The following is a 13,323-nucleotide window of genomic DNA, read 5'->3' on the forward strand; positions in this document are numbered from 1 at the left end:
AGCGGTCTCCTAGCGGACGTCCAGCGTCATCTCTCCGACGTGGTCGATCGCAATACGCATGCGATCGCCGCGTTGCACAGGGCCGACGCCGGCCGGCGTGCCCGCCGCGATGATGTCGCCAGGATACAGCGTCGCGACGCGCGAGATCAGCTCGATCATGCCGGGAATGTCGACAATCAGGTCTTTCGTGTTCGAGTCTTGCCGCAACTCGTCGTTGACCCACAGGCGCGTTTGCAGATTGGCCGGATCCGGCACTTCGTCGGCGGTAACGATCCAAGGTCCGAACGGGCAGAACGTGTCGTACGACTTGCGCATCACGCGCTCTTCCTTGCCGCGCACGACCATGTCGATCAGGCACGCATAGCCGAAGATGTGATCGTAGGCATCCGCGCGGCTGATGTTGCGGCCGCCCTTGCCGATCACGATACCGAGCTCGCACTCGTGGTGAATTTCGCGGCCGGGCAGATCGGGCAGCACCACCGCGTCGTTCGGGCCCGACAGCGACGAGTTCGCTTTCAGGAAGAAGCCGTTCAGATCCGCGCGATTGGCCGAGTTCATTTCGGCGCCGTGCGCGACGTAATTGACAGGCAGCGCGAGCAGCTTGTTCGGCCATTCGATCGGCACGAGCAGACGCACGGAGGCGAGATCGATGCGGCGCGTCTTCGGATGATCAAGGACGGCTGGCGCCGATTCGCTGAACTGGCGAATCACCTGCACCATCTGCACGGGCGGCCACATCTGCGTATCGATGCCGAGCGCGTCGGTGATGTCGTAACTCTCGTTGCCGGATTGAACGCCGATCCGGCCGTCGTCGAAGCGAAACAGTTTCATTGTTTTTCCTTCTTTCCAGAAATCGTTGCCAAAAGTGCCATCGGCGCCATCGGATCGGCGGGAAGCGTGTCGCCGCGCCAGGCGACGTGGCCGTCGGGACGCACAAGCACGTGATGCTTTTCGTAGAGCGCGGCCACGGCCGGTTCGTCGAGCGTGTGTAGCGTGAGCGGCACGCGTGCATCGCGCGCGGCGTCGGCAAGGCGCTGCGGCGTGTTGTCCTTCACGAAGCTCAGCAGCACGTAGCCGCGGCCGAACAGGTCGAGCGTCGAGCGGCCGTCGGCAAGCCATGCATGCGGCGCGCGAACTCCCGGACGCGTCGTGGGCCGATAGTTCACTCCATCGTTGTACTCGGCGACGATCTGCTCGCGGTCCTCCTGCTCGGGATACACGCAGATCGGCGAATCGACGTAGCGATTGCCGAGGTGCATGTTCAGCGAGAACCACTCGCGCTTCAGGCCTTCGCCGAGCGCGTGGCCCACCTTGATCCGCTCGGCCGCCCCCACTTCGCTGTCTTCTTCGAGCCGGTGGCTGTTGCTTGCCTGCTTCATCGTTTCGAGATTGCCGGTCGAGAAGCGCGTGATGCGTTCAGCGATCGGTCTGCGCTCGATCTCGTATGCGTCGAACAATGCCGGCCCGCCCCACCCTTGCACCGCAGCGTCGAGCTTCCACGACAGGTCGACGGCATCGCCAATACCGGTGTTCATGCCGAGGCCGCCGGTCGGCGACGTCAGGTGACACGCATCGCCGCAAATAAATACACGATCGCGGCCGTAGTGATCGGCGACGAGTTCCTCGCGCGTCCAGTTCAGCACGCTCAGAATCTCGGGCTCGAACGTGCGGCCAAGCGCGCGGCAAGCGAAGGCCGTCAGTTCTTCATTCGTATAGCGCTTGCGTTCATCTGCGTTGCCGACGATCGACATGCGCCAGCAATCCTTGCCATTGATGGCAACGATGGTCGCCCAAACGCCCGTGTGATTGACGAACATGTAACGGTAACCGGGCGCCTTGTCGTGCAGGCTGTTGAATTCGGCGCAACGGAAGATCACGTTGGTGGTGTACGTCAGGACGCCCTTGCCTTTCATGCCGATGCCGAGCTGCTCGCGCACCGCGCTTCGTCCGCCATCGCAACCGACCAGATACTTCGCGCGGATTTCGAACGCGTGGTTATCGGACTGCCGCACGACCTTCGCTGTCACGCCGCTGGCGTCTTCTTCGAACGACACGTATTCGTGCTCGTAGAGCATCTGCACGCCGGCCTGCGATTCGGCGAACTTGCGCAGAATCGGATCGAACATGTTCTGCGGACAACGCTCGCGCTTTTGCGGGCTTTCCGGCGGCGGCAGTTCCGCGCGCATCGACGGCATCGCCTGGCGGCCCAGTTCGTAACCGTTCAACGACGTCAGATAGACGTTGTCCTGTGGATAGTCGCGATCGTAAGGGCTTGCCTCCACGTCGCCGACGATGCCCCAGCGGCGGCAAAACTCCATCGTGCGAATGCCGACGAGGTCCATCTTCGGCTGAAACACCGAGCCGTCGCCGCGATCGACGACGATGCACTGGCGTCCCCTCCAGCCCAGGTCTCCCGCCAGCGCCAGTCCGACTGGTCCGGCGCCGATGACCAGGATTTCGCATTCCAACAAGTCTGGTTTGGCTGTCATGTGAATTTGATTTTTTGATTGCATCGGCTTCGCGTCCCGCGCAATGGGCTCAGGCCCCGCGCACTTTGCGATCCTTACTAAATGAAAAAACATCGTGAGAGCACCGCCGATTCGATCGCTCTGTCTCCGTCCGTCCTCGTGTTTATTCGCTGCATTATTCGCAATGCGAATATCGATTCGCAAACAGTTTATGGTCGGGCGACTGTGTTGTCAACTCGTTGCGGCGCGGGTCGACGACGCTCGAGGCGCGCTCCTTGCGCGCTGATTGACAGTCGCATCCGCGAACCACTACTATTTGCTATGCGTTTTGTTATCCGCTTTGCAAATTAAAGCGGCGCAAGGCGGCAATCGCGCCTGGTCCGCGGTTGCTGCATGACGCCGCCCTCTGGAGGAGCACACATGCGTCGAATTACGCTAACGGTGAACGGGCAGCCATCGTCGGCTGAGGTGGAAGGCAGAACCCTGCTGGTCGAACTGCTGCGCGACAAGCTGGGCCTGACCGGCACGCATGTCGGTTGCGATACGAGCCAGTGCGGCTGCTGCGTCGTGGAGGTGGACGGCAACTCGGTCAAGTCGTGCACGTTCCTTGCCGTTCAGGCCGATGGCGCCACGGTCAGAACCATCGAAGGGCTGACTGCGGCGGACGGCACGCTGCATCCGATGCAGGAAATGTTTCGCCAGCACCACGCGCTGCAGTGCGGCTACTGCACGCCGGGCATGATGATGAGCGCGATCAACCTCGTCGAAACGCATCCGGAAGGGCTCACGTCCGAGCAGATCCGTCATGCGATGGAAGGCAATCTGTGCCGCTGTACCGGCTATCACAACATCGTGCGTGCGATCGAGGCCGCGTGGCCGCTGATGCAGGCCGATGCGGTGCCGGCTGCGCAATAGCGGGAGGCTCAGATGTACGACTTCGAATATGTGAAGCCCTCCGCCATTGAGGATGCGGTCAGAACGCTAACGGACGACGACGCGGCCAAAGCGCTCGCGGGCGGCATGACGTATATCCCCGTGTTGAAGCAGCGCTTCGGTCAGCCGTCTGTGGTGGTGGATTTGAGCGGCCTGGGGCTGGCCTCGATCCGCCGCGAAGACGACACGCTCGTGATCGGCGCGATGACGCCGCATGGCGTGGTAGCGGCGTCGCCCATCGTCCAGCAGGCGATTCCAGCGCTCACCTGGCTTGCGGGCCATATCGGCGACCGTCAGGTGCGGTACCGCGGCACGATCGGCGGTTCGCTCGCCAATAACGATCCTTCCGCGTGCTATCCGTCAGCCGCGCTCGCGCTCGGTGCGACGATCAGAACCGATCGGCGCGATATCGCAGCCGACGATTATTTTCAGGGGATGTTCACCACCGCGCTCGAGCCGGGCGAGTTGATCACGGAAGTCAGGTTGCCGATTGCCGAGCGTGCCGCGTATGTGAAATTTCCGAACCCCGCATCGCGCTATGCAATGGTTGGCGTGTTCGTGGCGAAGACGGCCGCGGGTGTGCGTTTGGCCGTGACCGGCGCCGGGCAGGACGGCGTGTTTCGTCATCGCGCGTTCGAGCAAGCGCTCGAGCGGTCGTTTAGCTCCTCAGCACTCGATGGCATCGAGACGCCGGTCGACTTGATGAACAGCGACATTCACGCGGGCGCTGCATATCGTGCGCATCTGGTTGGAGTGATTGCGCGGCGTGCGGTCGATATTGCAGCAAGCGCTTGAGAGGTGACTTCGTGGCCGCCTTTAAAGGCGGCTGCAACGAATCACCTTGAATAGCGATTCGCTTTCATACGGCGCCGCACGGCACGATGCGGCGCCATACAGTGCCGCTCCGCACCGCGCGGCTGACCAATCAGTTCGCCGCAGGCAAACCCAACACTTCACGCAACATCACCAGGGTCCGCGTGTCTGCTTCTGAAGCAGCTTCCGCGTGATGTCTATCAGTGCGTGACGGATTAAAGAAGCCGTGCTTTGCTTCAGGATAAAGGCGCACATCGACGCGCGGGTTAGGCCGCGACGCCGCTTCGATCCGCTCGACGAGCGTCACGGGGATTTGCGCATCCTGTCCGCCAAAATGCAGCAGCAGACGCGACTTCGCTTTTGCAATCTCGTCGACGTAATCGCTCAGTTGCACGCCGTAGAACGACACGCCGCCGTCGATCTCGCCCCTCGCGCCCAGCAGCGTCGCGAGTTTGCCGCCGATACAAAAACCGATCGCGGCAACTCGATGGTGCTCGCCCGAACGCTGTTTAAGCCACGTCACCAGCCGGCCAATATCGGCGAGCCCAAGATCGGTGTCGTAACCGCGCATGAGTTCACCTGCCCTCGCACGGTCCGGCTCGACATAGCCGAGCGAAATGCGCGGCTCGACACGCCAGAACAGATCCGGAATCAGTACCTCGAAACCTTCGCTTGCCAGCCTGTCGGCGACATCGCGCATCGCCGCGTTCACGCCGAAGATTTCATGCAACACGATGACAGTCGGCGCCGCTGTATCGCCTGCCGGAGCGACGCGGTACGCCTGCATGCCGAAGTCATGGCCGTCCGGCAGCGCAATCCATTCCCTCTGCATCGCTTATTTCCCTCGCGCGTTATCCGTATCGTGCTGGCCGTGCTCGCCGCCGCAGCAACTGCATGCGCCCACGCGAGACAGCTTGACGCGATTGGTCCAGTACTCCCACGCGCGCGTATAGGCCGGCGAATCAATCGGCGTTTTATGGCGAATCGCGATTTCACCCGGCGAGAGCGGTTTGATCTCGCCGCCAAGGCTCAGCGCCGCCATCATCACGCGCGCATTGAGCGGCAGATAGATTGCCGACTTAACCACTTCGATCAGCGTGCGGCCGACGGCAGTAAAGCCATGTCCGCGCATCAGCGTGACGCTGTTGCCGGCTAGCGTGCTCGCGAGATCGTCCGCTTGCTCGATGCTTTCCACGAGGATGTTCGTGTCGCCGAAACGGTCGCGAATGTCCCAGACCGGCACGTGCTCGCCGATGCCCGACGCGGTGTTGAGCACCGGCTGCAACGGCCGCGTGCTGATGGTGAACGGCAGCACGTCGGCCGCGTGGCTATGAATGACCGCGTTGACATCGGGCCGAGCCGCATAAACGCCCGCGTGAATAAACCGCTCGAGATACGGCTTCTTGCCGCCGGGCACGACCGGCTCGCCGTCGAAGCCGAATTCGAGAATGTCGTCAGCCGCGACGAACTCCGGACTGCGCGAACACGACAGCAGGAACCGCTGCGGATTCTCCGGATGCCGGACACTGACATGACCGTAAGCATCCACGATGTTTTCGTTGGCGAGGATGTGATTGGCCATCACAAGGTCCTGTATCGCCGCATCCAGCACATTCATCAATCGTCTCCGTTAATTTGCACAGCAAATATCAAAACGCACAGCAAATAGTACGGCGTTGCCGACTGGACTGTCAACGGAATGCCGCCGGCCCCTTGAAAAAGCCTGCAAAAGCCGGCGAAAGCCCCGCGAACCTCAGCCTGTCACCGCTGAAAGGCCCGTTTTAATTGACAGTCCCACCGCGTCGACTTTAAAATTCGCAATGCGCATCATATTTCGCTTAGCGAATTGAAGGCGCAAGGTAGACTGCGGTGCTGATGGGCTGACGCGTAGAAGCGCAAGCCGGGCGAGCCACCCATCAGCGAACATTGCAGCATATGAAAACGAGCCGATAAAAGCGCATGCAACCGTGCAGCGCAAGGAGACACGGCATGGCTGAACCGATCAACGTCGTCGAAATCATCGATACTCACAAAATCAGCTGGTTGCAGATACGCGTTGCAATACTCGGCGCGATCACGCTGATGCTCGACGGCTTCGACAACCAGATGATTGGCTATGTGGCGCCCGCGCTGAAGTCGGCGTGGCATCTGAGCGCCGGCGCGCTCGGCCCGGTGTTCAGCGCCGGCGTATTCGGCGTCGGCCTCGGCAGTATCCTGATCGGTCCGTTCGGCGACCGCTTCGGCCGCGTGAAAACCCTGCTCTTCACGGTACTGTGCTTTGCGCTGTTCTCCCTGCTGCTCGCGCAGGCCACCTCCATTAACGAGCTCACGGTGCTGCGCTTTTTCATCGGCCTCGTGCTCGGCGCCGTCATTCCGCTCGTGGTCGTGCTTTGCAACGAATACGCGCCGCTTCGACACCGCGCGAAAATGGTCACGATGATGACCTGCGGCTACGCGGTCGGCGCGGCATCGGGCGGCTTCCTGTCCGTGCATATGGTGCCGCTGTTCGGCTGGACCTCGGTGTTCTATGTCGGCGCCGTGTTGCCGCTGCTGCTCGGCATCGCGCTGATGCTGTGGATGCCCGAATCGATCCGCTTTCTCACCCTGCGCAACGACAACGCGCGCATTGCGGCGATCCTGAGCAAGATCGCGCCGTCGCTGAGCTTCCCCGTCGAAGCGCGCTTCATGATGCTGACCACGGGCCGCGACACCGGCAAAAACGACGCGTTCTCGCATGTGCGCGAACTCTTCACCGAAAACCGCACGCGCATCACGCTGCTGCTGTGGACCTGTCTTTTCATGAATCTCGTGGTACTGAACTTCATGAACAACTGGCTGCCCACGCTGGTGATTCAAACCGGCTTGCCGGTGCCGCAAGCGCTGCGCACCGCCACGATGCTGCAATTCGGCGGCTTTATCGGCATCGTGCTGATGGGGCTGTTCGCCGACCGGTTCGGCTACTACAAGGTGCTCGCCGCCGTGTTCGCGCTGGGCTGTGTTGGTATCGCGATGATCAGCCAGGCAGGCACGTCGCAAGCCGGCCTGATGGTCACGATCTTTATGGGCGGCTTCGCCGTAATCGGCTCGCAGATGACGCTCGGTGCGCTGTCCGCCACGCTGTATCCGACGCGAATCCGCGCAACGGGTTCGAGCTGGGCGTTCGGTGTAGCGCGGCTGTTGTCGGTAGTCGGCCCGTTTGTCGGCGGTCTGATGATCGCGCGCCACTGGCCGCTCGCAACGATCTTCTACTGCGCAGCCGCGCCGATGCTGTTCGCGATGGTCGCCGTGCTGCTGATGATGCGCAGCCGCCAACCGCCGAGCACGCGCCAGGAAGCGCGTGTCCAGACCAGCCGGGGTTTGTCTTGAGCAAGTCGCCATCCGTTCATAACGGCATCGGTCAACCGGTGCCGCGTCGCGAAGACCTGCGTCTGATCCAGGGACAAGGTTGTTTCAGCAACGACTTCTATCTGTCCGGTCAGGCCCACGCGTACTTCATTCGCTCTCCTCATGCGCACGCGGAAATCGTATCGATCGATGCCTCGGCGGCGCTCGAACTGGAAGGCGTGATCGCTGTGCTGACCGGCAAGGACGTCGAGGCCGATGGGCTCAAGTCGCTGCCGCACCGCCCCGTGCTCGGGCATCACGCGGACGTCAAGCTCACCAACACCGACGGCTCGGAGAAGTTTGTTTCGCCGCATCTGCCGCTGCCGCCCGACCGCGCGCGCTTCGTCGGCGAGGCCGTAGCCGTGGTCGTTGCCGAGACGGTGGAGATTGCGAAAGATGCGGCCGAGCTTGTCACTATCGAATACGAGGCGCTGCCGGCAGTCACCGGCACGCTCGCGGCGGCCGCACCCGACGCACCGCGCGTGTGGGACGAGCACGCGAATGTCGCGCTCGATGCGCAACTCGGCGACGCCGAAGCGACCCACGCCGCTTTCGCACGCGCCGCCCATGTGACTTCAATCAGGACGTGGATTCAGCGGCTAACCGGCGTGCCGATGGAACCGCGCGCCGCGGCCGCCAGCTACGATCCGAAAACGCAGCGCTATACGCTGTTCGCCGGCAGCGGCAACGTGGTCCGTCAGAAGCGCGAGCTCGCGCACATCCTCGGCATCGAGGAACCGATGGTGCGCGTGGTCGCGCGCGACGTCGGCGGCAATTTCGGCACGCGCAATGCGTTCTACCCCGAGTTCGCGATGATTGCGTGGGCGTCGCGGCGCATCGGGCGCCCGGTGCACTGGAACTGCGAGCGCCAGGAGGCGTTTCTTAGCGACTACCAGGGGCGCGACCTTTACGTCGATGCGGAAATCGCGCTCGACAAAGACGGCAAGTTTCTCGCGCTGCGCGGCTCGAACCTCAGCAACGTTGGCGCGCATACAGTGTCGTTCGTACCGTTGACGAAAGGCATCGGCCTGATGAGCAGCGTCTACGATATCCCGAGCGCACATTTTCGCGGACGCGCGGTCAACAGCAACACGCCATCGACGAATTCGTATCGCAGTGCAGGCCGGCCCGAAGCGATGTTCGTCATGGAGCGGCTGATCGATATGGCCGCGCGCGAACATGGCTTCGATCGCGTCGAGCTGCGCCGGCGCAATCTGATTCAGCCCGATCGTTTCCCGTACGCGAATCCGCTTGGCCTCACCTACGACAGCGGCGCGTATCCGCACACCATGGAACGCGCGCTCGAGCTCGGCAAATGGCAGACGTTCGCGGAGCGCCGCGCGGAAGCGCGCCAGCGTGGCAGGCATCGCGGCATCGCTGTCGCGAACTATGTCGAGATCACCTCGGGCATGCCGCGCGAGCGCGCCGAAGTGACGATTCAGCCGGGCGGAACCGTCGAGGTGGTGATCGGCACGCTGTCGAGCGGTCAGGGACACGAAACAAGTTTTGCGCAGTTGATCACCGAATGGTTCAACGTGCCGATCGAGCAGGTGCGCATCATCACGGGCGACACCGACATCGTGCCGGCCGGCGGCGGCTCACAGTCAGGCCGGTCGATGCGACTGGCAGGCATTGTGATCGGCAAGGCAAGCGAAGCGTTGCTCGCAAGGTCGAAACGTATCGCCGCGCATTTGCTGGAACTCGACAATCACGAAGAAGCGAAAGCCGTGCGCTTCGAAAACGGCCGCTTTACGGCAACCTGCAGCGGCAGCGGCAGCGACGGTGCGTCCAAGTCCTTCGATATCTTCGACATTGCCGCTGCAGCGACCAACCCCGATAGCACCCTGCCCGACGACCTACGCGGCCCGCTCGCCGCCGTATCCGACGAAACCGTGCAGGTCGCCGGCTATCCATTCGGCAGCCATGTCTGCGAAGTCGAAGTCGATGCCGATACGGGCACGGTCGAACTGATCGATTACATCGCCGTCGACGACGTCGGGCAAGCGATCAATCCGCTGATCCTGCATGGCCAGGCGCATGGCGGCATTGCGCAAGGCGTCGGGCAGGCGCTGCACGAGCGCTGTTACTACGAAGACGGCAGCGGCCAGTTGCTGTCCGGCTCGTTTATGGACTACCAGATTCCGCGCGCGTCCGATCTGCCCGACTTCATCACCGAGATCAGCGAGACGCCGTCGCCGACCAATCCGCTCGGCGTGCGCGCGGGCGGCGAAGGCGGCACGACGCCGGCGCTCGGCTGCGTCATCAACGCGATCGTCGACGCGCTCGCTGAATTCGGCGTCACCCATATCGACATGCCGGCGACACCGGAACGCGTGTGGCAAGCGATCCAGGACGCGCGCCAACAAAACAACGCCAGCCCGGCGGGAGCGAATCAATGAGCGGCACAATCATTCGGCAGTTACACGGACGCTGCCTCGAACTCACGATCGACAACGAAGAGCACGGCAACGCCATGTCCGACGAAATGGCGCGCGAACTGGCCGACATGCTCGACAGCGCAGCGGACGAAGCCGACCTCGTCGTGCTGCGCGGCGCCGGCGCCGACTTCTGCAGCGGCCGCATGTCGATGGGCAAGCGCAGCGGCGTCCAGCCGCAGGCGCTCGACCGGCGGCGCAAAACCGAGGTGATCTTCCGCTGCTACGACGCATTCCGCGCGACACCGGTGCCGGTAATCGGCGTCGTGCGCGGCCGCGCGCACGGCTTCGGCTGCGCGATCGCGGGGCTCTGCGACATCACGCTCGCAGCAAGCACGGCGACGTTCCAGATTCCCGAAATGGCCCACAACATCTTGCCGACCATGGTGATGTCGGCCTTGATCGATCGCGTGCCCGCCAAGGAACTGGCGTACCTCGTCTATTCGACGCGCGAGATCGACGCAGCGGCGGCGCAAGCCTATGGCCTCGTCAGCGAAGTCGCGCCCGACGCGACGCTCGATGCGGCCTGCAGCGCGCTGACCGCATCGATGCTGAACATGCCGCGCGCCGCACTCGTCGGCACCAAGGAATATCTGCGCTCGGCGCCGGACATGCCGATCCGCGGCGCGGTGGATTACGCGCAGAACCTGCACGCCACGATCAATTCGTCAAACGAAATGCTCAAGCAGAAAGATCAAGCCAACCAGGACCAACGATGAGCCACCCCGATACTCCCTTCGACTTCGATAAATTCCGTCTGCGACGCTTCGTCGAGAAGCTGATCGAAGCCGGTGAAGTCGCGATTCACGAAGACCCCGTTTCGCTGGCGGACCTGAGCGCGCGCGTCGATGAAACGGCGAAGGCGTCGCTGTTCAAACAGGTCGGCGACGAGAAGTTCGAGATGATCGCCGCCGTATCGGGCAGCCGCAAACGGCTCGCGATGGCCTTCGGCGTCGACGAAAGCAAGGTGATCGACGAGTACACGCGGCGCATGGCGAATCCGCAGAAGGTGGTCGAAGTATCGTCGGCAAGCGCGCCGGTGCATCAGGTTGTGATCACCGGCGACGACATCGATCTGATGAAGCTGCCGTTCCACCTTCAGCACGAATACGACGGCGCGCCGTATATCTCGTCGGGCATCGACTATAGCGTCGACCCCGCGACGGGCCGCACCAACGTCGGCTGCCGGCGCCTGATGTTTCGCAGCCGGAATACGATGCGCGCGAATCTGTCGCAGCCGTCGGACCTCAAGCGCGTGTATCTCGCCTGCGTCGAGCGCGGCGAAAAGCTGCCAGCGAGCTTTGCGATCGGCTCGCATCCGCTCGACTATCTGGCGGCCGGCTTGCGTATTCCCGTCGATGAATTCGGCCTCGTCGGCACGCTGCGCGGCGAGTCCGTGCCGATGGTGCGCGGCCTGACCAACGGCGTGCTTGCGCCGGCCGACGCCGAGATGATTGTCGAAGGCTACTTCGACGAGCTCGGCTATCGCGAGAAGGAAGGTCCGTACGGCGAGTTCTACGGCTACTACGGCCCCGTGCATATGGACCCCGTGTTTCACGTCACCGCGATCACAATGCGCAAGGACGTGCTGCACCAGACGGTGCGTCATAGCGGCCGTTATCTGAGCTGGACTGAATCGGCGAATCTCGGCGGCCTCAATTCGGAGCTGCAGATGTGGCGCCTGCTGCGCGCGGCGAATATCGAGCCCGCCGCGGTGTGCGCCGTGCCGGGCACCAACGGACGTCAAAGCGCGCGCGTCGCGCTCAAGCGCGGCACGCCGGGCCAGGCGCGGCTCGCGATCTCCGCGCTCGCGTCGATTCCGCGCCTCAAAACCATCTACGTGGTCGACGAAGACGTCAACGTGTTCTCGAACGAAGAAGTCGAATGGGCGATGTCGACGCGCTTTCGCAGCGATCGCGACATCGTCGTGCTGGAAGGCTTCGCGCCGTTCTATATGGACCCGACGACGGGCGACCACGGCAGCATCGCGAAGGTCGGCTTCGATCTGACCGCGCCATATGGCCGGCCCGAAACCGTCGAGACGCGGCGTGCATTCGCGCCGCGCTTTGCCGACGCATCCGCGGCGCCGAAGCAGTTCAACAGCGTTCGCGAGGCGCTCGCCTCGCGGCCGATGTTCTTTATGGAACTGATGACGGCACTTGGCAGCACGGACGGCCGCGAAATCGCGCTTGAAATCGATACGCTGACGCAGGAAGGCGTGATCTGCCGGCTCAGCGATGGCGAATGGGCACTCGAAGGCCGCGTCGAGAAGAAGTAGAAGCGACCACGGCAGCGATGTGAAAGGGCAGCGGCATATGAAATGACGGCGCCGCCCTTTCATCGCGACTCACGCACTACGACGCACCCACTACTCACTGCGCCCGGATAAACTCCGGCAACGGCCGCGCGTCTTTCGTCGGATTGCCCTTTGCGTCAGTCGGCAGCCGTTGCGTCTGAAACGCCGTGAAAGCAGCTGCAAAACCGTTATCGCGCTGAACGATCACGGCGCCGTCCTGAAACGCGCCGTTCTCCTTGAAGTGCCTGCCCTTCGGATTGCCCTGGTTCATGTGCGTTTCGTGCAGGCCATCCTGTTTGGGCAGAAACAGAAAGCCAAACCCGTAGACCACGACGTTCTTTGCCGTCGGCTCCCAGAAGTCGCGCTGTTGCAGCTTGCCGCTGCCGTTGTCATACGGCAGCTTCTGCGAGGGACGGCTTTCGTCGATCGTCAGCATCTCGTCGATGATGTCATTGACGTCCGCGCGATTGCCGTTTTCGTCCTTGTACGGAACGGGGCGCATGCGGCTTAGATCGAGCAGGCTGCGGTCCTGCCAGTAATCGAGCCGCGGAAACCCGCTCGTGTGCAGCCCTAAGCCGAGTGCTTCGAGTTTGGCCGTAAGCGGATCGTCGAAATTGAGGTCGGCGTAGAAATAGACATCGTCATCGCCGTCTTCGCCCGGTTCCGTCGATGCGGAGTTCACGACGATATTGAATGGCTTGTTGTCACTGCCCGCCACGGTAATCACATAGTGCGGGCTGCCCGGGTAAGAATCCTTGAAAGGCGCGGCGCGCAGCAGCGTTCCCTTGAACACACAGTATTCGTTCATGAATCGGGCCTCGGTGAGTTCATCGCGAATATCGACAATGTCAGCGATGGGAACCCATTCTATGCGGGCCGCGAACGGTACTTGATGACACACAGGTGACGTACGCTCGCAAGCGTAACCAATCGTTGCGCTGCTGGCGATGCAAGGAAATCTATGCTGCGAATGCGGGTTGTAAGCGCGGTTAAT

At 62.6% G+C, this 13,323-nt stretch carries 11 protein-coding genes; 6 read left to right on the plus strand and 5 right to left on the minus strand.

The window, feature by feature from the left end:
* Positions 1-9: 9 nt before the first annotated feature.
* Together KZJ38_RS19110 and KZJ38_RS19115 are read right to left on the minus strand one after the other, a co-directional pair.
* On the minus strand, positions 10-831 hold the full coding sequence (locus KZJ38_RS19110) for a fumarylacetoacetate hydrolase family protein (protein WP_219797734.1): 822 nt from the start codon (positions 829-831) through the stop codon (positions 10-12).
* Positions 828-2,468 (minus strand): FAD-dependent oxidoreductase, encoded by a 1,641-nt coding sequence (locus KZJ38_RS19115; RefSeq protein ID WP_219797735.1) that lies wholly within the window; start codon positions 2,466-2,468, stop codon positions 828-830. Before KZJ38_RS19115 ends, KZJ38_RS19110 begins: the two co-directional genes overlap by 4 nt.
* Before the next feature lie 420 nt (positions 2,469-2,888).
* Between KZJ38_RS19115 and KZJ38_RS19120 the strand changes: the two genes are divergently transcribed.
* Complete coding sequence (locus KZJ38_RS19120) at positions 2,889-3,383, plus strand: (2Fe-2S)-binding protein (protein ID WP_219797736.1); 495 nt, start codon at positions 2,889-2,891, stop codon at positions 3,381-3,383.
* A 12-nt stretch (positions 3,384-3,395) separates the two neighbouring features.
* A complete protein-coding gene (locus tag KZJ38_RS19125) occupies positions 3,396-4,196 on the plus strand; it encodes an FAD binding domain-containing protein (protein ID WP_219797737.1) in 801 nt (266 codons plus the stop codon).
* Positions 4,197-4,326: 130 nt separating this feature from the next.
* Here the strand turns inward: KZJ38_RS19125 and KZJ38_RS19130 are convergent, their stop codons facing one another.
* Together KZJ38_RS19130 and KZJ38_RS19135 are read right to left on the minus strand one after the other, a co-directional pair.
* Entirely contained in the window at positions 4,327-5,046 is a 720-nt protein-coding gene (locus KZJ38_RS19130; protein ID WP_219797738.1) for a dienelactone hydrolase family protein, read from the minus strand.
* Between the two features lie 3 nt (positions 5,047-5,049).
* Positions 5,050-5,832, minus strand: a complete 783-nt coding sequence (locus KZJ38_RS19135; protein ID WP_219797739.1) for a class II aldolase/adducin family protein — start codon at positions 5,830-5,832, stop codon at positions 5,050-5,052.
* Between the two features lie 371 nt (positions 5,833-6,203).
* Here KZJ38_RS19135 and KZJ38_RS19140 point away from each other — a divergent pair, with 371 nt between their 5' ends.
* Genes KZJ38_RS19140 through KZJ38_RS19155 form a run of 4 tightly spaced genes read left to right on the plus strand, consistent with a single transcriptional unit; the run spans position 6,204 to position 12,311 of the window.
* Positions 6,204-7,580 carry an MFS transporter gene (locus KZJ38_RS19140; protein ID WP_219797740.1) on the plus strand — a complete coding sequence of 459 codons (1,377 nt, stop codon included), beginning with the start codon at positions 6,204-6,206 and terminating at the stop codon, positions 7,578-7,580.
* Entirely contained in the window at positions 7,577-9,997 is a 2,421-nt protein-coding gene (locus tag KZJ38_RS19145) for a xanthine dehydrogenase family protein molybdopterin-binding subunit (protein ID WP_219797741.1), read from the plus strand. Before KZJ38_RS19140 ends, KZJ38_RS19145 begins: the two co-directional genes overlap by 4 nt.
* The gene (locus KZJ38_RS19150) at positions 9,994-10,752 is read left to right on the plus strand and encodes an enoyl-CoA hydratase/isomerase family protein (RefSeq protein WP_219797742.1); all 759 of its coding nucleotides are present in this window, start codon (positions 9,994-9,996) and stop codon (positions 10,750-10,752) included. The genes KZJ38_RS19145 and KZJ38_RS19150 overlap by 4 nt, the downstream gene beginning before the upstream one ends.
* The gene (locus KZJ38_RS19155; protein WP_219797743.1) at positions 10,749-12,311 is read left to right on the plus strand and encodes a UbiD family decarboxylase; all 1,563 of its coding nucleotides are present in this window, start codon (positions 10,749-10,751) and stop codon (positions 12,309-12,311) included. The genes KZJ38_RS19150 and KZJ38_RS19155 overlap by 4 nt, the downstream gene beginning before the upstream one ends.
* Before the next feature lie 94 nt (positions 12,312-12,405).
* Here the strand turns inward: KZJ38_RS19155 and KZJ38_RS19160 are convergent, their stop codons facing one another.
* Positions 12,406-13,137 (minus strand): DUF2278 family protein, encoded by a 732-nt coding sequence (locus KZJ38_RS19160; RefSeq protein WP_219797744.1) that lies wholly within the window; start codon positions 13,135-13,137, stop codon positions 12,406-12,408.
* Between the last annotated feature and the right edge of the window lie 186 nt (positions 13,138-13,323).

Source organism: Paraburkholderia edwinii, assembly GCF_019428685.1.
Classification (GTDB): Bacteria; Pseudomonadota; Gammaproteobacteria; order Burkholderiales; family Burkholderiaceae; genus Paraburkholderia; species Paraburkholderia edwinii.